This is a genomic window from Burkholderia sp. MSMB1835 (assembly GCF_001526365.1).
GTDB lineage: Bacteria > Pseudomonadota > Gammaproteobacteria > Burkholderiales > Burkholderiaceae > Burkholderia.
Genome location: NZ_LOYP01000059.1, coordinates 248,862 through 270,892 on the forward strand (window position 1 = coordinate 248,862; position 22,031 = coordinate 270,892).

The following is a 22,031-nucleotide window of genomic DNA, read 5'->3' on the forward strand; positions in this document are numbered from 1 at the left end:
TCGTTGTTCAACCGGAGGGGTAATTCAAATGAATCAGGTTGCAAACAAGAAACAAAAGCACATTCGCGCCGTCAATCTCGCACTCGCCGCCGCGGCCGCAGCCGCGTCGTTCGGCATGGCGTCCGCCCATGCCGCGCCCGCGGCCGGCTGGACGGAAACGCGCACCAAGGGCTTCCTGCCGCTCGTGCAGCAGAACGAAGCCGGCACGGCCGGCGCGCCCGCGGCGAGCACGGCTGCCGCGGCGGCCGCCGCGATCGACATGGCGCCCGGCGAATCGGTGGACATCGTGCTCGGGCTGAACCTGCGCAACGAAGCACAGCTCGACCAGTACCTGCGCGACCTGCATACGCCCGGTTCGCCGCACTACCGGCAGTTTCTGACGCCCGCGCAATTCGCCGCACAATATGCGCCGACCGACCAGCAGGTCGCGTCCGTCGTCGCGCATCTGCGCAAGGCCGGCTTCGTGAATATCGTGGTCGCGCCGAACCGGCTGCTGGTCTCCGCGTCCGGCACCGCGGGGACCGTCCAGTCCGCGTTCCGCACGACCCTCAAGCGCTTCACGCGCAACGGCCGCAGCGTTTATGCGAACACCGACGCCGCGCAAGTGCCGAACGCGATCGGCAACATCGTCGGCGCGGTGCTCGGCCTGCAGAACGTCGAGCTCATGCATACGGGCGCGGGCGGCAAGCCGCAAGGCAACACCAGCAACCTGACGATCCCGGCCGGCGCGTCGGCGGTGCCGCACAACCCGACCGAGTTCTCGTCGATCTACGGCGGCGACGGCACGCCGACGGCCTCGCAGACCACGGTCGGCATCATCTCCGAAGGCGACCTGTCGCAGACGGTGAGCGACCTCAATACGTTCGCCGCGAACAACGGCCTCGGCACGATCAGCAGCAGCATCGTGAAGACGGGCCCGGCCGGCAGTTCGTACACCGACACCGACGGCACCGTCGAATGGAACCTCGACAGCCAGTCGATCGTCGGCACGGCCGGCGGCAGCGTGAAGCAGGTCGTGTTCTACACCGCGCCGTCGATGACGCTCACCGCGATCACGGCCGCGTACAACAAGGCCGTGACCGACAACGTCGCGAAAGTGATCAACGTATCGCTCGGCGTATGCGAATCGTCCGCGTACAGCACCGGCTCGCAGGCCACCGACGACACCATCTTCAAGCAGGCGGTCGCGCAAGGGCAAACCTTCTCGGTTTCCGCCGGCGACCACGGCGCGTACGAATGCGCGAGCGGCACGCCGTCGCGTTCGACCTACACGGTGAGCGAGCCGGCCACGTCGCCGTACGTGATCGCGGTGGGCGGCACGACGCTGTTCACCAATACGTCGACCAATGCGTACAACAGCGAAATCGTCTGGAACGATCCGAGCTGGCAGCCGGGCACCGTGTGGTCGACGGGCGGCGGCTACAGCAAGTACGAGGCCGCGCCGACGTGGCAGTCGTCGACCCTGACCGGCTCGACCAAGCGCGCGCTACCCGACGTCGGCTTCGACGCCGACCTGCGCACGGGCGCGATTCTCGTCGTGAACGGCCAGACGTCCGACACGCTGTGGGGTTCGGGCTACCTGAACAACGAAGGCGGCACGAGCCTCGCTGCGCCGATCTTCACGGGCATCTGGGCGCGGCTGCAGTCGGCCAACAACAATACGCTCGGGTTCCCCGCGGCGAGCATCTACAAGTACTTCCCGAGCAACGCGGCGCTGCTGCACGACGTCACGTCCGGCAACAACGGCAGCGGCACGTACGGCTACAAGGCGAAGGCCGGCTGGGATGCGACGACGGGCTTCGGCAGCGTGAACATCTCGAAGCTGAACGCGTTCATCCAGAGCACGTCGGATTTCGCGCGCTGACGAGCCATTGACCGAACCGGATGCGCAAGCGCGACGTCTCGTCCGCAACCGCGTCCGCCGACCCGCGAAGGCTGCGCAGCCTTCGCGGGTCCTGTGCAAGCCGTGTCGTCTCACCGCTTCCGATGCGGCCTCGTCGCGCCGCTCAATCGGCCCAGTTCCGGACATAATCCGGCACCGGCACGTGACCGTCGGCATGAACCGGCGCGCCGCGCGTCGTCTTCAACGGCAAGATCCCGGCCCAGACCGCCAGCCCGAGATCCTCTTCCTTGTCGGACGGCAGCGAATCGCTGATCTTCACGGCCGCTTCCGCCATCGAAATCCGCAGCACGCCGGTCGCATTGATTTCCTTCGAATTGCCCGGCCGCGCTTCGTGCTTGCGGCCCGGCGCGATCTTGTCCATCAACGCATCCAGCGCGGCGAGTTTTTCCTCGCGGCCTTCCACCACGTCGAACTGCCCGTAGATCACCGCGGATCGATAATTCATCGAATGATTGAACGCGGACCTGGCCAGCACGAGGCCGTCCAGCAGCGTCATCGCGACGCAAGCCTGCGCGCCGGCCGACAGCGCCTTGATCATCCGGCTGCCGTTGGACCCGTGGATATAGAGCGCGTCGCCCTTTCTCCAGTGCGCGGTCGGGATGCAGTGCGTATTCTGCCCGTCGCCGAACGCGATGTGACAGACGTACGCGTCGTCCACGATGCGGTAGAGCATCGTGCGATCGCGGCTCGCCAGCTCGGGCAGGCGGCGCACCGTCGTACGTGGCGTGGAAGAGAGCGTGGTCCGTTCGTTCATAGATCTGTAGTGCGAAATGAATGGTATCGGCATCGTGCCGTATCCGGGCGTGAGTGCGCGGTTGTCCGCCCCATCGACAGTCGCTTGCCGAATCGAGCAAAATACGCGCGTATCGCCAAGCCGCGCCGATCGCCAGGCATGCGCGTGCATCGGCCTGCCCCGCGAGAACATGAACGATACGATGCGCGCGGCATCTTCGAAAGAACCAGCACAAGGAAAATTTCTGGAACCAGCCCATGGATCTCGCGCTGCTCATCTCGTCGCTTTCCAGACAGGACGGCGCGACCGCACATAGCCAGCAAGAAGCCCTCTACCGGAGCCTGCGCGACATGCTGCTGGCCGGGCACCTGCCGCCCGGCACGCGGCTCGCGTCGACGCGCGTGCTCGCGGCCGACCTGGGCATCGCGCGCAATTCCGCGGTCTATGCGTACGAGCGCCTGGCCGAGGAAGGCTTCGTGGCGGCCACGCGCAACGGCACGATCACGTTATGGGACGGATGCAGCCGGCCGAGCGCCGGCCATGAGGACGGCCCTGCACCGGTTCACCTGTCGGCGCGCGTGCAGGGGCTGGAGCACGTCGATCCGGAGCCCGAACGCATGCTGCCGTTCGTTCCCGGCCTCCCGTCCCTCGACGAATTCCCGGTTGCCCAGTGGCGCCGGTGCATCGAGCGTGCATGGAAGACCATCACGCCCGCCCGGCTCGCGTACGGGCCGGTCGAAGGACTACCCGAACTGCGGCGCGCGGTGGCCGCGTACATTCGCGTGTCGCGCGGCGTGCGCTGCGACACGGGCCAGGTATTCATCACCGACGGCACGCAGAGCAGCCTCGAACTCTGCGCGCGCATGCTCGCGAATCCCGGCGACTACGGCTGGCTCGAGAACCCGTGCTACAACGGCGCGAGGACCGCATTCCGGTCGACCGGCCTGAATCCCGTGCCGATCGAGGTCGATCGCGAAGGCATGGCGCCGACCGATGAGCAGTGGCGCACCCGCCCGCCCCGGCTGATCTACACGACACCGTCGCACCAGTACCCGCTCGGCGCGCTGATGAGCCCTCGTCGACGCGCGGCGCTCGTCGAGCGCGCCCGCACATGCGGCGCGTGGATCATCGAGGACGACTACGACAGCGAATTCCGTCACGGCGGCCAGCCGCTGCCCGCGATCCAGGGCCTGCATGCCGATGCCCCGGTGTGCTATCTCGGCACGTTCAGCAAGACGATGTTTCCCGCCCTGCGGCTCGGTTTCATGGTGGTACCGCCGGTGCTCGTCGAACGCTTCACCAGCACGCTGCGCGAACTCGTCCATCGCGGTCACTCGGCCGACCAGCTGGCGATGGCCGAATTCATCGACACCGGCCTCTTTGCGCGGCACCTGCGGAAGATGCGGGCGCTCTACGCCGATCGACGCAGCAGCCTCGAAGCGGCGCTCGCGCGCCATCTCGGCACGTCGCTGAGCGTGCGGGAAAGCCCGGGCGGCATGCATCTTTCCGCGGATCTCGCGGTGCCGCTGCGCGATACCGACGTCGCGCGTGCCGCAGCCGCCCATGGCTTGCTGCTGCAACCGTTGAGCCACTACTGCATCGGCGACGACCACCGCGGCGACGGCCGCCGATACAACGGCTTCGTCCTCGGCTATTCGGGGCTGAGCGACGCGACGATCGAGACGGCGGCAATGCAATTCGCCGACGTCATCGACCGGCACCGCCGCGCGCGGCGCTGAATGTCGCTCACAGTTGCGATTCGATCGGAAACAGCCCGAGAAACCACACTTCCATGCGCCGCGGGGCGGATACCTCCGGCTCGTGATCGATCTCGGTAATCTTCCCGTCCGCGTCCGTCTGAATCCACTTGAGCCGCCCTTTGCCGGCCGGATCGGTGCTCGCCTCGACACGCCATGCGATCCGGTCGAGCCGCGCCTCCAGATCGTCGGCGACCTGCGACGCAATCGCCGGGCTCTCGCAGTAAACGCCGATCTCCGTATTGAGGTTCAGCGAGCGCGGATCGAGATTCATCGACCCGATGAAGATGCTCGTGTGATCGAACACGTAGGTCTTCGCGTGCAGCGACGCGCGCGACGAGCCGACGATGACCTGCTTCGAAATGCTCTTGTCGCCCGATGGCCGACGCTCGTAAAGCCGCACGCCCGCGTTCACCAGATCGCTTCGATAGCGTCGGTAGCCGGCATGCACGGCCGCCACGTCGGTCGACGCGAGCGAATTGGTCAGCACCGTCACGCGCACGCCGCGCGCCGTCAGCGCGCGCAGCCGCTCGACCACCTCCTTGCCCGGCACGAAATACGGCGACACGATCAGCAGGTCGTGCCGGGGCTGCAACGCAAGCGCGCGCAACTGCGGCATCAGGTGCCCGTCGCTGTCCTTCGGCGCGTGCGCGATCTTCGACGGATCGTCGTACAGCACCGTCGCATGCCCCCACGACAGTTCCGTGCCCTGCCCGTGGACGATCCGGTCGAGCCGCTGCCGGGCCTCGAGCACGTACGGATTGTCCTCCATCGCCCTCAGGTAGTCGCGCAATCGCTCGCGTTCGCGATCGAGCCCGCCCGGCGCCGCATCGTGCCCGACCAGCGTATCGATCGGATACGCATACGGCGAATTCCAGAACGTATCGAATTCCGTCGAGATGTCCTTCACGACCGGACCGTGAACGACGACGTCGAGATCGCCGAACTCCAGCATCGACGATGCGCCGAAATATTCGTCGCCGATATTGCGGCCGCCGACGATCGCCGCCTGGTTGTCCGCGATCATCGCCTTGTTGTGCATGCGCCGGTTGACGCGCGAGAACTCGAACACGGTGCCGATCTTCTTGAAGCGGCGCGTGGCCACCGGATTGAACAACCGGATCTCGATGTTCGGATGCGAGCTGATCTCGAGCAGCTTGCGGTCGTCCGCGTTGGTGCCGAGATCGTCGAGCAGCGCGCGCACGCGCACGCCGCGATCGGCCGCGCGAATGATCGCATCGGCCAGTTCGTGCCCGGTCAGGTCGTCGTGCCAGATGTAGTACTGCAGGTCGAGCGAGCGGTCGGCACGGTCGGCGAGCAGCACGCGCGCATCCAGCGCATCGACCGGATCGGTCAGCAAATGGAACGCGTCCTGCCCCGGATGGGCGGTCGCCTGCTGCTGGAACGCGACGCCCAGCCGCGTATTGTCCGTATCGGTGAATGCATGCGTCGGCGTGCGATCGGCCAGCGGCGGCAGGCTCGCGCACGCGACGAGCATCAGCAACGACAGAATCGCACCCCACGAACGCAGCATGATCATGTTGGCCGCCCCCAAGGTCGGGCGAAGTCGGATTGTGTTTGTTCTGGCTGGCTGCCGGACGGAGCGCGGCACGGGTCCACGGTACGCGCGCGACGGACCAGCGTGCGACCGGATCGCGCTACAGCATACTTCGATTGATATCGCGGCGGCACGCTTTCGGTGTTTCCGCGGTGGCGAAGATGCGACAGGCGGCGCCGGCACGAACGCGTTCAATACGTTCGACACATTCGGGCGGCGCACCAAAGAAAAACCCGCGACGCCGTGCGGCAATCGCGGGTTTCGAGCTTCCCCGGACGACCGTGGAAGCGAATCTGGTGGGCCCCCCGGGAGTCGAACCCGGCACCAACGAATTATGAGTTCGCTGCTCTAACCAAGCATGAGCTAGGGGCCCAGACGAGAAGCAAAGCGTGCTACACGCTGCCCCGACAACGAGGTCGGGCCGGCATTGTAACAACAAAGACGACAAAGGGAACGAACGCCACCGGCATCATGCGGATACCGGCGGCGTTCGCGGCACGGATGCTGGAAATCAGTTCCCTTCGAGGAACGACTTCAGCTTGTCGGAACGGCTCGGGTGACGCAGCTTGCGCAGCGCCTTGGCTTCGATCTGACGGATGCGCTCGCGCGTGACGTCGAACTGCTTGCCGACTTCCTCGAGCGTGTGATCGGTGCTCATCTCGATACCGAAACGCATCCGCAGCACCTTCGCCTCGCGCGGCGTCAGCGAATCGAGCACGTCCTTCACGACGTCGCGCATGCTCGCATGCAGCGCGGCATCCGCCGGCGCGACCGTGTTGGTGTCCTCGATGAAGTCGCCGAGATGGGAATCGTCGTCGTCGCCGATCGGCGTTTCCATCGAGATCGGCTCCTTCGCGATCTTCATGATCTTGCGGATCTTGTCTTCCGGCATCTCCATCTTCTCGGCGAGCGTGGCCGGATCCGGCTCGAGGCCGGTTTCCTGCAGGATCTGCCGCGAGATGCGGTTCATCTTGTTGATCGTCTCGATCATGTGAACCGGAATACGGATCGTGCGCGCCTGGTCGGCGATCGAGCGCGTGATGGCCTGACGGATCCACCACGTCGCATAGGTCGAGAACTTGTAGCCGCGACGGTATTCGAACTTGTCCACCGCCTTCATCAGGCCGATGTTGCCTTCCTGGATCAGGTCGAGGAACTGCAGGCCGCGGTTCGTGTACTTCTTCGCGATCGAGATCACCAGACGCAGGTTGGCCTCGGTCATTTCGCGCTTCGCCTGACGCGCCTTCAGTTCGCCGGCCGCCATCTGGCGGTTGGTTTCCTTCAGGTCCTTCAGCGGCAGCACGACGCGCGCCTGCAGGTCGAGCAGACGCTGCTGCTGTTCGCGGATCGCCGGAACGTTACGCGACAGCACCGCGCTGTACGGATGGCCTTCCGCGGTGATCTTCTCGGCCCAGTCGAGATCCGTCTCGTTACCGGGGAAGCGCGCGATGAATTCCGAGCGCGGCATGCCGCACTTGTCGACGACGATGTGCAGGATCTGACGCTCGACCTGGCGCACTTCGTCCACCTGCGCACGCAGCGTGTCGCACAGGCGTTCGACGGTACGCGCGGTGAAGCGGATCGTCATCAGCTCGCTCTGGATCGTTTCCTGCGCCTTCAGGTAGGCCTTCGACTTGTAGCCTTCCTTCTCGAACGCGCGGCGCATCTTGTCGAACCACTCGCTGATCTGCGCGAACTTCTCGAGCGACGCGCGCTTGAGGGCTTCGAGCTGGGCGGCGTTGGCCGATGCCTGCGCGGCACCGTCGTCTTCCTCCTCTTCCTCTTCTTCCTCTTCCTCTTCGGCTTCCTCGTCCTCGTTCTCGATGGCTTCCGCTTCCTTCGCGGAGAAGCCGTCCGTATCGGTAGAGTCCGAAGCATTCGGATCGAGCAGGCCGTCGACGAGCTCGTCGACGCGGATCTCTTCGTTCGCGACGCGTTCGGCCATCGCGAGGATGTCGGCGATCGTGGTCGGGCACGCGGAGATGGCCATCACCATGTGGCGCAGGCCGTCCTCGATCCGCTTCGCGATCTCGATTTCGCCTTCGCGCGTGAGCAGCTCGACGGTGCCCATCTCGCGCATGTACATCCGGACCGGGTCGGTCGTGCGGCCGAATTCCGAATCGACGGTGGACAGCGCGACTTCCGCTTCCTCTTCGACTTCATCGTCCGACGACGCGGCGGGCGCGTTGTCGTTCAGGAGCAGCGTTTCCGCGTCCGGCGCCTGCTCGTATACCGCCACGCCCATGTCGTTGAACGTGCCGATGATGCCCTCGAGGGCTTCGGTCTCGGTGAAGTTGTCCGGCAGGTGGTCGTTGATTTCGGCGTACGTGAGGAAGCCGCGCTCCTTGCCGAGCTTGATCAGCGCGCGCAGCTTCACGCGGCGCTCTTCGAGCTCCTCGGCCGTGCCCGGCGTGCTCGTCGCGAACGCTTCCTTCAGCAGCGCCTTTTCCTTGGCGCGACGATCGCGCACCTTGGATTTGCCCGGTGCAGCCGCGGCTGCGGGCTGCTCGTCGCTCTGATTTGCGTCGTCTTCGACGGATACTTCGTTCAGCTTTTTGGTCATGGAGTTCGCCGTACCGGCTATATCGACTCGCGGCTGCTGGACGACAGCCGGTTGAACCGTGGGTGCATGAGTAGTACGTACTGCCGTTTCGTCCGCGTCGGCAGTCGTGTCCCTTGCGCTTTTCGCACTTGCCCGCTTCGCCGCCGGCTTGGCCGGCCCGGAGTCGGGTCTGGCGGCAGCCCGTGTTCTGGCTGCCGGCGCCGGCGCAGCCTGAGCAGTGCCGGCCGCGGTTTTCTTTCCCGCAGGAGCTGACGTGGCTGAAGACGTTGTCCTGGCGGAAGAAGCAGACTTGGCCGCTGTGACCTTCTTGGTCGGCTCCGTCGAGCCCTTGCCTGTTGCTTTCTTTCCGCCTGTCGTCTTTGCCATCGCGATTCTCGCCTCTGCTTGGAAAACAAACCGCTGGAAACCTTATATTATAGCACGCTGGGGAACCCTCTCTAAGCGCCCCGGCCGCCTACAGCCCGAGCCGACGTTTCATGTCGGTTCGCTGCTGGTTCAATTCCGTCAATTCGGTCAATTCCTCGGGGGTGAAGGTGGATTGCCGCGCCAGCCTGTCCAGCCGGTCGCAGCAGGCGTCATAGCGCATCTTGAGCACCGCCGCCTGCAGCTCCTCCCCCGCAATCCGCTCCTGCTCACGCTGCCGCTCGGGCACCGTCTCGTCTTCCGGATTCTGTAACAGCAAATCGCGGACGTTTTCATCATAGTCCAGAATTTCGCGGAAGATTTCCTCGTAAGTCGCCCCGTTCGAGGACGTCCTCAGGACATCCGACAGCAGCCGGAACTCCGCGCCGTCGCCCAGCGCACGCGCATGATCGACGACTTCCGCGAACAACTCGCCGATGCGCGGCAGCGCACGCAGGGTCGCAATCTGTTCGTCGTCGAGCTGCGAGGCGACGCGCGGATGCATCACCAGCGTGCGCAACGCGCGCTTTTCGCTGTCCGTCACGCGGCGCCGCTCGCTGCGCGCAGGCGCCTGGCGCGGCGCCGCCGCGATACGCGTATCGACGTCCGACAGCGCCGCGACCTCTTCGAACGGGATGTCGAGGCGATCGGCGAACATGTGCATGATCTGCGCGCGCAACGCGTTCGCGGGCAGCGCCTGCAACAGCGGCTTCGCATCGAACAGCGCCTTCGCGCGGCCTTCCGGCTGATCGAGCGCCTTGCCGGCGATTGCTTCGTTCAACAGAAATTGGGACAACGGCATCGCGCGCTCGACCTGCTCGGAGAACGCGTCCGCGCCGAACTCGCGCACGTAGCTGTCCGGATCGTGCTCGGTCGGCAGGAAAAGGAACCGGATCGTGCGGTTGTCGCCCGCATGCGGCAGGCATGCCTCGAGCGCGCGCCGGGCCGCGCGCCGCCCGGCCGCATCGCCGTCGAAACTGAAAATGACCGTGTCGGTCTGACGCAGCAGCTTCTGCACGTGAATCGGCGTGCACGCGGTGCCGAGCGTCGCGACCGCGTTCGGAAACCCGAGCTGCGCGAGCGCGACGACGTCCATGTAGCCCTCGACGACCAGCACGTACTTGCGCTCGCGAATCGCGAGCCGTGCCTCGAACAGCCCGTACAGCTCGCTGCCCTTGTTGAACAGCGGCGTTTCCGGCGAGTTCAGGTACTTCGGTTCGCCGCTGCCGAGCACGCGGCCGCCGAAACCGATCACCTGCCCCTTCACGTTGCGGATCGGAAACATGATCCGCTCGCGGAACCGGTCGTAGCGGCGCGCGACGCCCTGCGCATCGGTTTTCTCGCTGACGATCACGAGCCCCGCCTCGACGAGCGACTCGTCGCGATAGTCGGGGAACGCGGCCTCGAGGTTCTGCCAGCCGTCCGGCGCATAGCCGAGACCGAAGCGTGCGGCGATCTCGCCGGTCAGCCCGCGGTTCTTCAGGTACTGGATCGCGTCGGTCGCGCCGCGCAACTGCTTGCGGTAGTAGTCGCACGCGGCCGTCATCGCGTCGGACAGCGCGGTCGCCACCGATTTCGACACGGGCGCCGGATAGTCGCCGCCCCCGCCTGCGCCCCCACCGCCGCCGCGCATCGACGGCTCGTGCGGCACGGTCAGGCCGACGGATTGCGCGAGCTCCTGCACGGCTTCCGGGAACGTGAGCCCCGCGTGTTCCATCAGGAAGCCGATCGCGGTGCCGTGCGCGCCGCAACCGAAGCAGTGATAGAACTGCTTGGTCGGGCTGACGGTAAACGACGGGCTCTTCTCGTTATGGAACGGGCACAGCCCCATGAAATTGGCGCCGCCCTTCTTGAGCTGCACGTACCGGCCCACCACGTCGACGATATCGACGCGGTTCAGCAAATCCTGCAGGAACGAATGCGGAATCACCGTGGGATCGAGCGAAAAAAGAGGATACGGCGCCCGGCGCACGCATCGCTGGGCGCGCCGGGAACGGGTCTTACTTCGTGAGCGCGGCCTTGACCTGCGCGGAAACGGCCGTCATGTCGGCACGGCCGGCGAGCTTGCCCTTCAGCACGCCCATCACCTTGCCCATGTCCTGCGGGCCGGCTGCGCCGGTTTGCGCGACCGCCGCCTGGACTTCGGCCGCCACTTCGGCGTCCGACAGTTGCGCGGGCATGTAGCCGCCCAGCACGGTCAGCTCGGCCTGCTCCTTCGCGACGAGATCGTCGCGGCCGGCCGCCTGGAACTGGCTGATCGAATCCTTGCGCTGCTTGATCATCTTGTCGATCACGGCCGTGATGCCCGCGTCGTCGAGCGTGACCCGATCATCGACTTCGCGCTGCTTGATCGCGGCCATCAGCAGGCGAATCGTTGCCAGACGCTCGCTTTCCTTCGCGCGCATCGCGGCCTTCATGTCTTCGCTGATCTGCTCTTTCAAACTCATCTTTCACCCGGGATGGAAACGTGAATCCGACGCCCGCGAACGGGCGTCAACACAAAAACCCGCTTGGGACAGTGTCTCAAGCGGGTTGCTCGAATCCGGCATCGGCGACTCGCCGCCTGATCGGCTGCGCGATCGCACCCGATCGCGCGGAGTCGCCGGTGCGCCGCTCAGCGAACCGCGCGGCGCCCAATCGTTCAGTACAGCTTCTTCGGCAGCGTCTGGCTGCGAATACGCTTGTAGTGACGCTTCACCGCAGCGGCCTTCTTGCGCTTGCGCTCCGCGGTCGGCTTCTCGTAAAACTCGCGCGCACGAAGCTCGGTCAGCAGACCGTTCTTCTCGATCGTGCGCTTGAAGCGACGCATTGCAACTTCGAACGGCTCGTTCTCTTTAACGCGAATGATCGTCATGATCCGACACGAATAAAGGTTTGCAGGGAAAGACTACCGAGTATAGCAGAGCGACTGCCCAAAGGCACGGAGCCCGGCCCCGCCGGAACGGCGCGGGCCGGCGCGTCAGGCGCCGCGCGCATATTCGGCCGCGGCCTGCCCGGCCGCCGTGCCGGACGCCCACGCCCACTGGAAGTTGTAGCCGCCGAGCCAGCCCGTCACGTCCACCGCCTCGCCGACGAAGAACAGCCCCGGCACGCGCGCGCTCATCATCGTCGCCGACGACAGCTCGCGCGTATCGACCCCGCCTTTCGTCACTTCGGCCTTCTTGTAGCCTTCGGTGCCGTTCGGCGTGAGCGTCCAGCCGGACAGCGCGTCGCCGATCTGGCGCAGCGTCTTGTCGGGCAGGTCCGCGAGCCGCGCGTCGGCCGCGACGCGATGCGTGTCGAGCCACGCGTGCGCGAGGCGCGACGGCACCCAGTCGGCGAGCAGCGAACCGATCTGGCGCTTCGACGTACGTTTCGCGTCGAGCAGGTCGGCCACCGTGTCGCGCTGCGGCAGCAGGTCGACGCGGATCGGGTCGCCGGGCTGCCAGTAGCTCGAGATCTGCAGGATGCCCGGCCCGGAGAGCCCGCGATGGGTCAGCAGCAGATCCTCGACGAATTCGCCGCCGCGCTTTTTGTCGCCGGTCGATACGCGCACTTCGAGCGATACGCCGGACAGCGGCGCGAACGGCGCCCAGTCCTGCGGCGCGAACGTCAGCGGCACGAGGGCGGGCCGCGTATCGACGAGCTTGTGGCCGAACTGCTTCGCGAGCCGATAGCCGAAGTCGGTCGCACCGATCTTCGGGATGGACAGGCCGCCGGTCGCGACGATCAGCGCACGCGCAGCGATCGGGCCGGCCTGCTGCGTATCGAGCGTGAAGCCGTCGGACGGCGTATGGCGCACCGCGTCGACGACGACGGGCCGGCGCCACGCGATGCCGCCCGCGTCGCACTCGTGCTTCAGCACGTCGATGATCGCGTCGCTGCCGTGGTCGCAAAAGAGCTGACCCTTGTGCTTTTCGTGCCAGGTCACGCGATGGCGCTTGAGCAGCCCGAGGAAGTCGCGCGGCGTATAGCGCGCCAGCGCCGAGCGCGCGAAATGCGGATTCGACGACAGGTAGTTGTCGGGCCCGGCATACAGGTTCGTGAAGTTGCAGCGGCCGCCGCCCGAGATGCGGATTTTCTCGGCGAGCCGCGGCGCGTGATCGATCAGCACGACGCGGCGGCCGAGCTGCCCGGCGACCGCGGCGCTCATCATGCCGGCGGCGCCCGCGCCGATCACGGCGATGTCATAAGTTTCCATGGCGCGGATTGTACCTGCCCGGCATCGGGGCCGGGCCGCCGCCAGCGCCGGCCCGCCCTCGCCTGCTATACTTTCCGGCTACGTCGACCTATCTGCGGCGCGTCCGAAACGGCGCGCCCTGCCCGTACCCATGCTCGTTCTCGGCATCGAAAGCTCCTGCGACGAAACCGGCCTCGCGCTCTACGACACGCAGCGCGGCCTGCTCGCGCACGCGCTCCATTCGCAGATCGCGATGCACCGCGACTACGGCGGCGTCGTGCCCGAGCTCGCGTCGCGCGACCACATCCGCCGCGCGCTGCCGCTGCTCGAGGACGTGATGGCGCAAAGCGGCACGCGCCGCGAGGACATCGACGCGATCGCGTTCACGCAGGGCCCCGGCCTCGCCGGCGCGCTGCTGGTCGGCGCGAGCATCGCGAATGCGCTCGCGCTCGCCTGGAACAAGCCGACCGTCGGCATCCACCACCTCGAAGGCCATCTGCTGTCGCCGTTGCTGGTCGACGAGCCGCCGCCGTTCCCGTTCGTCGCACTGCTGGTTTCCGGCGGCCACACGCAACTGATGCGCGTGACCGACGTCGGCGTCTACGAGACGCTCGGCGAAACGCTCGACGACGCGGCCGGCGAAGCGTTCGACAAGACGGCGAAGCTGATCGGCCTCGGCTATCCGGGCGGCCCCGAAGTCTCGAAACTCGCGGAAACGGGCACGCCGGGCGCGGTCGTGCTGCCGCGCCCGATGCTGCATTCGGGCGATCTCGACTTCAGCTTCAGCGGCTTGAAGACGGCCGTGCTCACGCAGATGAAGAAATTCGAAGCGGCGAAGCTCGACGGCGAAGCACTCGAACGGGCGAAGGCCGACCTCGCACGCGGCTTCGTCGACGCGGCCGTCGACGTGCTCGTCGCGAAGTCGCTCGCCGCGCTGAAGAAGACGAAGCTCAAGCGCCTCGTGGTCGCGGGCGGCGTCGGCGCGAACCGCCAGTTGCGCGCGGCCCTGTCGGCGGCCGCGGCCAAGCGCGGCTTCGACGTGCACTATCCCGATCTCGCGCTCTGCACCGACAACGGCGCGATGATCGCGCTCGCGGGCGCGCTGCGGCTCGGCCGCTGGCCCGAACAGGCGAATGCCGACTACGCGTTCACGGTGAAGCCGCGCTGGGATCTCGCGTCGCTCGCACGCTGAATCGCGCAACGCGACGCCGCCAGCCGGAAAACGAAAAGGCAGCTCGATTCCGAGCTGCCTTTCTCATTGGCGCGACGAAACGTCGCGGCGTTCATGCAGCGTGCCGCTTGTCACGCTCGATCAGCGCATACGCGCTGTGATTGTGGATCGACTCGAAGTTCTCGGCTTCGAGCACGTAGGCGACCACCCGCTCGTCCGCATCGAGACGCTGCGCGACATCGCGCACGAGATCCTCGACGAACTTCGGATTCTCGTACGCACGCTCGGTGACGAACTTCTCGTCCGGACGCTTCAGCAGCCCCCACAGTTCGCACGACGCTTCTTCTTCGGCGATGCGAATCAGCGCCTCGACCGGCAGATCGGCCGCCAGCTCCGCATCGATCGTCACGTGCGAGCGCTGGTTGTGCGCGCCGTATTGCGAGATCTTCTTCGAGCACGGGCACAGGCTCGTCACCGGCACGAGCACCTTCAGGAACAGGCGCGTGTCGCCGTTGCGGCTTTCGCCCGCGAGCGTCACTTCATAGTCGAGCAGGCTCTGCACGCCCGACACCGGCGCCGTCTTGTTCACGAAATACGGGAACGTGACTTCGATGCGGCCGGCCTCGGCCTCGAGCTTCACGAGCATCGACGCGAGCATCGCGCGGAAGCGCTCGACCGTCAGCGGCGCGCGATTCTCTTCGAGCAGCGCGACGAAGCGCGACATGTGCGTGCCCTTCTGATCGGCAGGCAGACGGACGTCGAGGTTCCAGACGCCGACGGTCGGTTGCACGTCGCCGCTTTCGGTGCACACCGTCAACGGATGCCGGACCGCCTTCACGCCCACGCGCTGAATCGGGATCTGACGGGTATCCACCGTGCTCTGCACGTCGGGCATCACGAAGGCGGGGTTCATCTGGTTCATCTTGGTTCAATCCTTGTAAGCCGCGCGTCCGACGACGCGCACGCCGCGTCACGCGGCAGCCGGAAAAGCAACATGGGCCCGCAGGCCCATGTTTTCCGCATCAATGAAGACCGGTTGCGCCAGGCGCGCCGGCGCCGCCCGCAGGCGGCGCCGCCTCATGCGACGCGCTTCGCCTGATCGGCGACATCGGCCGCCGGGCTCAGAAAGCGTTCGCGAATCGATTTCGCGATGCCCGCGCCGTCGAGGCCGCATTGCGACAGCAGCTTCGCGGGGTCGCCGTGATCGATGAACTGGTCAGGGAGGCCCAATTGTATTACGGGTCGGATAACCCCACTCTCCATCAGGGCTTCGACGCAGGCCGAGCCCGCGCCGCCCATCACGCAGCCTTCCTCGACCGTGACGAGGTAGTCGTGCGTTTCGGCCAGCTCGCGCACGAGCGCCGCATCGACCGGCTTCACGAAGCGCATGTTCGCGACCGTTGCATCGAGCTCCTCGGCCGCGGCGAGCGACGGTGCGACCATCGTGCCGAACGCGAGGATCGCGACGCGCTTGCCTTCCGGCTGCGACGTCCGGCGACGCACTTCACCCTTGCCGAGCGGGATCTCGGTGAATTCCTTCACCGTCGCCACGCCCGTGCCGGCGCCGCGCGGATAACGCACCGCGGTCGGGTTCGGCTGCTGAAGCGCCGTGTGCAGCATCTGGCGGCATTCGTTTTCGTCGGATGCGGCCATGATCGTCATGTTCGGGATGCAGCGCATGAACGCGAGATCGTACGCGCCCGCATGCGTCGCACCGTCCGCGCCGACGAGGCCCGCGCGGTCGATCGCGAACACGACCGGCAGATTCTGCAGCGCGACGTCGTGGATCAGTTGGTCGTACGCACGTTGCAGGAACGTCGAGTAGATTGCGACGACGGGCTTCAGCCCCTCGGTCGCGAGCCCGCCCGCGAACGTCACCGCGTGCTGCTCGGCGATGCCGACGTCGTAGTAGCGATCCTTGAAACGCTTCTCGAATTCGACCATGCCCGAGCCTTCGCGCATCGCGGGCGTGATGCCGACGACGCGCGTATCGCGTTCGGCTTCGTCGCACAGCCACTCGCCGAACACCTGCGTGTAGGTCTTCTTCGCGGGCGTGGTCGACGGCTTGATGCCTTCGGCCGGGTTGAACTTGCCGGGGCCGTGATAGAGCACCGGATCGGCTTCGGCGAGCTTGTAGCCCTGGCCCTTCTTCGTCACCACGTGCAGGAATTGCGGGCCGCGCAGTTCGCGGATGTTCTGCAGCGTCGGGATCAGCGAATCGAGATCGTGACCGTCGATCGGGCCGATGTAGTTGAAGCCGAATTCCTCGAACAGCGTGGCCGGCACGACCATGCCCTTCGCATGCTCCTCGAGCTTGCGCGCGAGTTCGAGCACCGGGGGCGCGACGCTCAGCACGCGCTCGACGCCTGCGCGCGCAGCCGCATAGAAGCGGCCCGACATCAGGCGGGCGAGATGGCGATTCAGCGCGCCGACCGGCGGCGAGATCGACATGTCGTTGTCGTTCAGGATCACGAGCAGCTTCGCATCTTCCGACACGCCCGCGTTGTTCATCGCCTCGAACGCCATGCCGGCCGTCATCGCGCCGTCGCCGATCACCGCGATCGAGAAGCGGTCGTCGCCGTTCAGCTGGCTGCCGATCGCCATGCCGAGCGCGGCTGAGATCGACGTGCTCGAGTGCGCGGTGCCGAACGTGTCGTATTCGGATTCGCTGCGGCGCGGGAAACCCGAGATGCCGTCGTACTGACGCAGCGAATGCATCTGGTCGCGGCGACCCGTCAGGATCTTGTGCGGGTAGGTCTGGTGACCCACGTCCCAGACGATGCGATCGTTCGGCGTGTTGAACACGTAGTGCAACGCGATCGTCAGCTCGACCGTCCCGAGGTTGGACGACAAGTGGCCGCCCGTCTTCGACACGCTGTCGAGCACGAACGCGCGCAGTTCATCCGCGAGCGGTTGCAGTTGGCGACGATCGAGGCGGCGCAAATCCGCCGGGTCGTCGATGGTTTTCAGCAAGTCGTACATCGTCGTTCCATTGTAGGAAATCAAACGCGCCCGCATTCTTTTGCGCGCACCGTGGCATGTGCGCGGCGGCGGGCTTTCGCGTCAGCTGACCCGGTTCACTACCAGGTCGGCAAGTTCGGCGAGACGCTGTGCGCGTGCGCCGAACGGTTTCAGCGCGTCATGCGCTTCGGCGCGCAGCTGCGCTGCCAGCTCGCGCGACGCCTCGAGACCGAGGATCGATACATAGGTCGGCTTGTCGTTCGCCGCGTCCTTGCCGGCCGTCTTGCCGAGCGTCGCCGAATCGGTCGTGACGTCGAGAATGTCGTCGACGACCTGGAAGGCCAGACCCACGGCCCCCGCGTAAACATCCAGCGCGGCCATCGTTTCCGCCGACGGCGTCTCGCCGGCCAGCGCGCCCATCCGCACGGCCGCGCGCAGCAATGCGCCCGTCTTCATCCGATGCATCGTCTCGAGCTGCTCGCGCGTCAGCTTCAGGCCGACGCTCGCCAGATCGATCGCCTGCCCGCCGGCCATCCCGATCGAGCCGCTCGCGAGCGCCAGCTCGCGCACGAGCGCCGCCTGCTGCACCGACGACAGCGCAGCGGCGTCGGTCAGCGCCACGAACGCCTGCGACTGCAGCGCGTCGCCGACCAGCAGCGCCGTCGGCTCGTCGTACTGCACGTGCACGGTCGGCTTGCCGCGACGCAGCGCGTCGTCGTCCATGCACGGCATGTCGTCGTGCACGAGCGAGTAGACGTGGATCATCTCCAGCGCCGCCGCCGCGGCGTTGCGCGCCGCCTCCGTCGCCCCGGTCAGCTCGCCTGCTGCATGGCACAGCAGCGGGCGAACGCGTTTGCCGCCACCGAGGACCGCGTAGCGCATCGCCTCGTGAAGTTTCGCGGGCGTCGCCGTTTCAGCCGGCAGATAGTGGCCGAGTGCGTCCTCGACACGGTCAAGCACGGACCGCATCCATTGTTCGAATGTCATAGATCGTCGTCTTCGCCGTCCGTGGCGGCCGTTCCGGACGAAAGCGGCTTCAGCGTCGCGCCGTCGAGCACGCGAACCTGCTGCTCCACTTTCTCGAGCTGCTGTTGGCAAAACGCAACGAGGGTCGCACCGCGACGATACGCCGCCAGCGAATCCTCGAGGCTCAACGCGCCGCCTTCCATCCGGGCAACCAGCGTCTCGAGCTCCGCGAGCGCCATCTCGTAATTGTCCGGCAACGGTTCGGTGCCATTGCCGGGCGGCGTGGCGCCTGGGGATGCGGTTTTCGCCATGGACGAGGGTGTCAAATTTCAAAACAAGTCGGACATTCTACGGCAAAAGAGAATTTTCCGACCTGCCGTCGTGGGCGCCCGCGCACAATTCCGGCCCCATCTCCGACGCACAGTGTGCGCCTTTCGACGGCCGCCCGACAAAAAATTGACACAAATCAGGCACTTAATCCTAGCCTTGCGGGGCGAACCGGGTATAATTCTCCGTTTCCCTAAATCGATTTTTCGATGGTTGGGTTGTTCACTGCTTTCACGCTAACACCGGGAGTGGGAATGTCCAATCTGAGCGATGCGCTTCAGTTGAAGTCGGCTCACAGCCAGCTTCCAGTCACTGCATATTTCGATGAGGCGCTACTCGAGCGCGAGATCGAAACCCTCTTCAAGAAAGGACCTCGTTACGTCGGGCACGAGTTGATGGTGCCCGAGGCGGGAGACTATTTTGCGCTGCCGTCCGAGAAGGAAGGCCGCGTGCTGGTCCGTAACCAGACGAACCAGATCGAACTGCTGTCGAACGTGTGCCGCCACCGGCAGGCGATCATGCTCAACGGGCGTGGCCATGCGCAGAACATCGTGTGCCCGCTGCACCGCTGGACGTACGATCTGGAAGGCCAGTTGCTCGGCGCGCCGCACTTTCCCGACAAGCCGTGCCTGAACCTCGGCAAGAGCCCGCTGCAGAACTGGCAGGGGCTGCTGTTCGAGGCGGAGGGCCGCAACGTCGCGCGCGACCTCGCCCATCTCGGCACGAAGCATCACTTCGACTTCTCCGAGTACCAGTTCGATCACGTCGAAGTGCACGAGTGCGATTACAACTGGAAGACGTTCATCGAGGTCTACCTCGAGGATTATCACGTCGTCCCGTTCCATCCGGGCCTCGGCAGCTTCGTGTCGTGCGACGATCTCAAATGGGAGTTCGGCGACTGGTACAGCGTGCAGACGGTCGGCGTGCACAACGCCCTCGCGAAACCGGGCAGCACGACTTACCAGAAATGGCACGAGCAGGTGCTGAAGTTCCGCAACGGCGTGCCGCCGGAGTTCGGCGCGATCTGGATGGTCTACTACCCGGGCCTGATGATCGAGTGGTATCCGCACGTGCTGGTCGTGTCGTGGCTGATTCCGCGCGGGCCGCAGAAGACGACCAACATCGTCGAGTTCTATTACCCCGAGGAAATCGCGCTGTTCGAACGCGAATTCGTCGAGGCCGAGCGTGCCGCGTATATGGAAACGGCCGTCGAGGACGACGAGATCGCGATGCGGATGGATGCAGGCCGCCGTGCGCTGATGGCCCGCGGCGAGTCGCAGGTAGGCCCGTACCAGAGCCCGATGGAAGACGGCATGCAGCACTTCCACGAGTTCCTGCGCCGCCACCTCGGCGAGTTCTGACGCGGGCGCGGCGCGTCGACGCCGCGCGGCCGCCGGCAAACGAAAAGACGGGCTTCGGCCCGTCTTTTTTTGTTTAGACTTGGAGTGTCAGGCCATTTGCACTCCAGGGAGCCGTCATGCCGCACACTCACTACACCACGCTCATCTCCGCCGCCAATCTCGCCGAGCGCCTGGCCGCGGCGCCCGGCAGCGTCGCGCTGTTCGACTGCCGCTTCGATCTCGCCGATCCCGGCGCCGGCGAAGCCGCCTACGCGGCCGGCCACCTCCCCGGCGCACACTATCTTCATCTGGACCGCGACCTGTCGGGCCGCAAGACGGGCACCAACGGCCGCCATCCGCTGCCGACCCGCGACGCGCTCGCCACGCTGCTCGCCAGCCGCGGCCTCAAGCAGGGTCAGCAGGTCGTCGCGTACGACGCGCAAGGCGGCGCGTACGCGGCGCGCCTGTGGTGGCTGCTGCGCTGGCTCGGCCACGATTCGGTTGCCGTGCTCGACGGCGGCCTGCAGGCCTGGGAAGCGGCCGGCCAGCCGCTGACGACCGACGTGCCGCAACCGGCCGCCGGCGACTTCCGCTCGGCCACGCCGCTCGAATCGACGGTCGATGCAGCCGCCGTGCTCGCGAACGTGTCGTCGCCCTCGCGCGTCGTGATCGATGCGCGCGCACCGGATCGCTATCGCGGCGAAAATGAAACGATCGATCGGGTGGGTGGCCACATTCCGGGCGCGCGCAATCGCTTCTTCAAGGACAATCTGGCCGCCGACGGCCGCTTCAAGAGCGGCCACGAATTGCGAGAAGCATTCGCTGCCGTGCTGGCCGGCATCGAGCCGAATCGCGCGATCCTGCAATGCGGCTCCGGCGTCACCGCATGCCACAACGCGCTGGCGCTGGAAGTAGCGGGCCTGCACGGTGCGTCGCTGTACCCGGGCTCGTGGAGCGAATGGAGCGCCGATCCGTCGCGACCGATCGCGACCGGCCCGAATCCTTGAGCCCCCGCGCGGCGCGACGAGGATGAAGCGGCGGCCGGTGCCGCGGCGGCCGGTGCTGCGCCGACCGATGCCGATGCCGCGGAGGCAGTTGCCGCCGCTCGCCGTTTACATCACGCCGTACTTGTGGAACCACTCGATCGCGCGCTTCCAGCCGTCCTCGGCATCGCCTTTCACGTAACTCGGCCGGTAGTCGGCGAAGAACGCGTGACCGGCATCCGGATACACGACGATCTCCGATTCGCGCGCGAGCTTCGAATCGCTCGCCTGGATCGCCTTGCGCATGTCCGCGAGCGACGCCTGCGTGATGTTCTGATCCTTCTCGCCGTACAGCCCGAGCACGGGCACCTTCAGCAACGACGCGTGGTCGACCGGGTTGAACGGCGTCATCTCGTCGGTCTTGCCTTCGACGAATCCGTACCACGCCACGGCCGCCCGCACGTGCGAATTGTGTTCCGCGTACAGCCACGCCTGGCGGCCGCCCCAGCAGAACCCGGTCACGCCGAGACGCGTCAGGTCGCCGCCGTTCTTGCCGGCCCACGCGACGGTCGCATCGAGATCCTCGGTGACCTGCCGGTCCGGCACCTTGCTGATGATGTGGTCGTAAAGCTCCTTCATCGTCGGATACTTCGCCGCGTTGCCCTGCCGGGCGAACAGGTCGGGCGCGATCGCGAGATAGCCGAGCTTCGCGAAGCGCCGGCACACGTCGGCGATATGCGCGTGCACGCCGAAAATCTCGTGAATCACGATGACGACCGGCAGGTTCGTCTTGTCGACCGGCTGGGCGCGATAAGCCGGCACGCTCGCATCGCCCGAGCGGATCTCGATGGTATCGACGTCCAGCCCAGCGCTATCGGTCGTGACCGTCTGCGCCGACACGGGCAGCACGGCCGCCGCGAAGGTGCCGCCCAACGCGGCCTGCATGAACTTGCGGCGCGAGAACGGGACATGGGGGACCAGGCTGTCGACTTCGGGTTTCAACATGAATGCACTCCTCGATTGGGCGCCGCCGTCACGATCGCGGATACGCCATGACGGGGCATCGCACCGGCGCGCGGCGCGGATGTCGCGGCGGTTGGCACTCCGCCGCAAACGAAAACCCGGACAAGATGCCCAATAATCCGTTGTCGCGTCAACTGTCGGATGTGTAAGACTCGATTACGGCGCGTGGCGGCGATCGAATCGAT

17 protein-coding genes and 1 tRNA gene are annotated in these 22,031 nt (G+C 66.2%); 5 read left to right on the plus strand and 13 right to left on the minus strand.

All coding sequences use genetic code 11. From position 1 onward, the window contains the following. Window positions 1–28: 28 nt before the first annotated feature. Window positions 29–1,864, plus strand: coding sequence for a S53 family peptidase (locus tag WS96_RS30485; RefSeq protein WP_059837553.1), 1,836 nt, complete (start codon window positions 29–31; stop codon window positions 1,862–1,864). A 142-nt stretch (window positions 1,865–2,006) separates the two neighbouring features. Here WS96_RS30485 and WS96_RS30490 read toward each other — a convergent pair whose 3' ends face one another. Beyond that, a complete protein-coding gene (locus tag WS96_RS30490) occupies window positions 2,007–2,657 on the minus strand; it encodes a pyridoxamine 5'-phosphate oxidase family protein (protein ID WP_059837554.1) in 651 nt (216 codons plus the stop codon). Window positions 2,658–2,893: 236 nt separating this feature from the next. Between WS96_RS30490 and pdxR the strand changes: the two genes are divergently transcribed. Further along, window positions 2,894–4,375: a MocR-like pyridoxine biosynthesis transcription factor PdxR gene (gene pdxR, locus WS96_RS30495; protein WP_059837556.1), complete on the plus strand. Its 1,482-nt coding sequence runs from the start codon at window positions 2,894–2,896 to the stop codon at window positions 4,373–4,375. A 7-nt stretch (window positions 4,376–4,382) separates the two neighbouring features. On the opposite strand, the gene WS96_RS30500 is transcribed toward pdxR, so the two are convergent. The 7 genes from WS96_RS30500 to WS96_RS30530 form a co-directional block, all read right to left on the minus strand. Then, a complete protein-coding gene (locus tag WS96_RS30500) occupies window positions 4,383–5,933 on the minus strand; it encodes a phospholipase D family protein (protein WP_059837558.1) in 1,551 nt (516 codons plus the stop codon). A gap of 312 nt (window positions 5,934–6,245) precedes the next feature. Then, a tRNA-Ile gene (locus WS96_RS30505) sits at window positions 6,246–6,324 on the minus strand. 138 nt (window positions 6,325–6,462) lie between these two features. Beyond that, window positions 6,463–8,880, minus strand: a complete 2,418-nt coding sequence (gene rpoD / locus WS96_RS30510) for an RNA polymerase sigma factor RpoD (protein ID WP_082720396.1) — start codon at window positions 8,878–8,880, stop codon at window positions 6,463–6,465. Window positions 8,881–8,968: 88 nt separating this feature from the next. Further along, window positions 8,969–10,846: a DNA primase gene (gene dnaG / locus WS96_RS30515; RefSeq protein WP_059837559.1), complete on the minus strand. Its 1,878-nt coding sequence runs from the start codon at window positions 10,844–10,846 to the stop codon at window positions 8,969–8,971. Between the two features lie 70 nt (window positions 10,847–10,916). After that, on the minus strand, window positions 10,917–11,363 hold the full coding sequence (locus tag WS96_RS30520; RefSeq protein ID WP_006479409.1) for a GatB/YqeY domain-containing protein: 447 nt from the start codon (window positions 11,361–11,363) through the stop codon (window positions 10,917–10,919). Between the two features lie 194 nt (window positions 11,364–11,557). After that, window positions 11,558–11,770 (minus strand): 30S ribosomal protein S21, encoded by a 213-nt coding sequence (rpsU, locus tag WS96_RS30525; RefSeq protein WP_006479415.1) that lies wholly within the window; start codon window positions 11,768–11,770, stop codon window positions 11,558–11,560. A 105-nt stretch (window positions 11,771–11,875) separates the two neighbouring features. Continuing rightward, complete coding sequence (locus tag WS96_RS30530; RefSeq protein ID WP_257128090.1) at window positions 11,876–13,105, minus strand: NAD(P)/FAD-dependent oxidoreductase; 1,230 nt, start codon at window positions 13,103–13,105, stop codon at window positions 11,876–11,878. Between the two features lie 121 nt (window positions 13,106–13,226). Here WS96_RS30530 and tsaD point away from each other — a divergent pair, with 121 nt between their 5' ends. Further along, window positions 13,227–14,267, plus strand: coding sequence for a tRNA (adenosine(37)-N6)-threonylcarbamoyltransferase complex transferase subunit TsaD (gene tsaD, locus WS96_RS30535; protein WP_059837561.1), 1,041 nt, complete (start codon window positions 13,227–13,229; stop codon window positions 14,265–14,267). A gap of 91 nt (window positions 14,268–14,358) precedes the next feature. On the opposite strand, the gene folE2 is transcribed toward tsaD, so the two are convergent. The 4 genes from folE2 to WS96_RS30555 form a co-directional block, all read right to left on the minus strand. Beyond that, the gene (folE2, locus tag WS96_RS30540) at window positions 14,359–15,168 is read right to left on the minus strand and encodes a GTP cyclohydrolase FolE2 (RefSeq protein ID WP_006479422.1); all 810 of its coding nucleotides are present in this window, start codon (window positions 15,166–15,168) and stop codon (window positions 14,359–14,361) included. 155 nt (window positions 15,169–15,323) lie between these two features. Continuing rightward, a complete protein-coding gene (gene dxs, locus WS96_RS30545; protein ID WP_059837563.1) occupies window positions 15,324–17,228 on the minus strand; it encodes a 1-deoxy-D-xylulose-5-phosphate synthase in 1,905 nt (634 codons plus the stop codon). A gap of 81 nt (window positions 17,229–17,309) precedes the next feature. After that, the gene (locus WS96_RS30550) at window positions 17,310–18,194 is read right to left on the minus strand and encodes a polyprenyl synthetase family protein (protein WP_059837565.1); all 885 of its coding nucleotides are present in this window, start codon (window positions 18,192–18,194) and stop codon (window positions 17,310–17,312) included. Then, entirely contained in the window at window positions 18,191–18,484 is a 294-nt protein-coding gene (locus tag WS96_RS30555) for an exodeoxyribonuclease VII small subunit (protein ID WP_006479428.1), read from the minus strand. The genes WS96_RS30550 and WS96_RS30555 overlap by 4 nt, the downstream gene beginning before the upstream one ends. 270 nt (window positions 18,485–18,754) lie before the next feature. Between WS96_RS30555 and WS96_RS30560 the strand changes: the two genes are divergently transcribed. Next, window positions 18,755–19,861 carry an aromatic ring-hydroxylating oxygenase subunit alpha gene (locus WS96_RS30560; protein ID WP_059825459.1) on the plus strand — a complete coding sequence of 369 codons (1,107 nt, stop codon included), beginning with the start codon at window positions 18,755–18,757 and terminating at the stop codon, window positions 19,859–19,861. Between the two features lie 116 nt (window positions 19,862–19,977). Next, on the plus strand, window positions 19,978–20,847 hold the full coding sequence (locus WS96_RS30565) for a sulfurtransferase (RefSeq protein ID WP_059837567.1): 870 nt from the start codon (window positions 19,978–19,980) through the stop codon (window positions 20,845–20,847). 105 nt (window positions 20,848–20,952) lie between these two features. Here WS96_RS30565 and WS96_RS30570 read toward each other — a convergent pair whose 3' ends face one another. Further along, on the minus strand, window positions 20,953–21,828 hold the full coding sequence (locus WS96_RS30570) for a dienelactone hydrolase family protein (protein ID WP_059837569.1): 876 nt from the start codon (window positions 21,826–21,828) through the stop codon (window positions 20,953–20,955). Window positions 21,829–22,031 lie beyond the last annotated feature (203 nt).

What these genes read in the sequence shown, in the direction of transcription:
- WS96_RS30485 (WP_059837553.1), top strand. Translation starts at nt 29, where the DNA reads ATGAATCAGGTTGCAAACAAGAAACAAAAGCACATTCGCGCCGTCAAT.
- WS96_RS30490 (WP_059837554.1), bottom strand. Translation starts at nt 2,657, where the DNA reads ATGAACGAACGGACCACGCTCTCTTCCACGCCACGTACGACGGTGCGC.
- pdxR (WP_059837556.1), top strand. Translation starts at nt 2,894, where the DNA reads ATGGATCTCGCGCTGCTCATCTCGTCGCTTTCCAGACAGGACGGCGCG.
- WS96_RS30500 (WP_059837558.1), bottom strand. Translation starts at nt 5,933, where the DNA reads ATGATCATGCTGCGTTCGTGGGGTGCGATTCTGTCGTTGCTGATGCTC.
- rpoD (WP_082720396.1), bottom strand. Translation starts at nt 8,880, where the DNA reads ATGGCAAAGACGACAGGCGGAAAGAAAGCAACAGGCAAGGGCTCGACG.
- WS96_RS30520 (WP_006479409.1), bottom strand. Translation starts at nt 11,363, where the DNA reads ATGAGTTTGAAAGAGCAGATCAGCGAAGACATGAAGGCCGCGATGCGC.
- rpsU (WP_006479415.1), bottom strand. Translation starts at nt 11,770, where the DNA reads ATGACGATCATTCGCGTTAAAGAGAACGAGCCGTTCGAAGTTGCAATG.
- tsaD (WP_059837561.1), top strand. Translation starts at nt 13,227, where the DNA reads ATGCTCGTTCTCGGCATCGAAAGCTCCTGCGACGAAACCGGCCTCGCG.
- folE2 (WP_006479422.1), bottom strand. Translation starts at nt 15,168, where the DNA reads ATGAACCAGATGAACCCCGCCTTCGTGATGCCCGACGTGCAGAGCACG.
- dxs (WP_059837563.1), bottom strand. Translation starts at nt 17,228, where the DNA reads ATGTACGACTTGCTGAAAACCATCGACGACCCGGCGGATTTGCGCCGC.
- WS96_RS30550 (WP_059837565.1), bottom strand. Translation starts at nt 18,194, where the DNA reads ATGACATTCGAACAATGGATGCGGTCCGTGCTTGACCGTGTCGAGGAC.
- WS96_RS30555 (WP_006479428.1), bottom strand. Translation starts at nt 18,484, where the DNA reads ATGGCGAAAACCGCATCCCCAGGCGCCACGCCGCCCGGCAATGGCACC.
- WS96_RS30560 (WP_059825459.1), top strand. Translation starts at nt 18,755, where the DNA reads ATGTCCAATCTGAGCGATGCGCTTCAGTTGAAGTCGGCTCACAGCCAG.
- WS96_RS30565 (WP_059837567.1), top strand. Translation starts at nt 19,978, where the DNA reads ATGCCGCACACTCACTACACCACGCTCATCTCCGCCGCCAATCTCGCC.
- WS96_RS30570 (WP_059837569.1), bottom strand. Translation starts at nt 21,828, where the DNA reads ATGTTGAAACCCGAAGTCGACAGCCTGGTCCCCCATGTCCCGTTCTCG.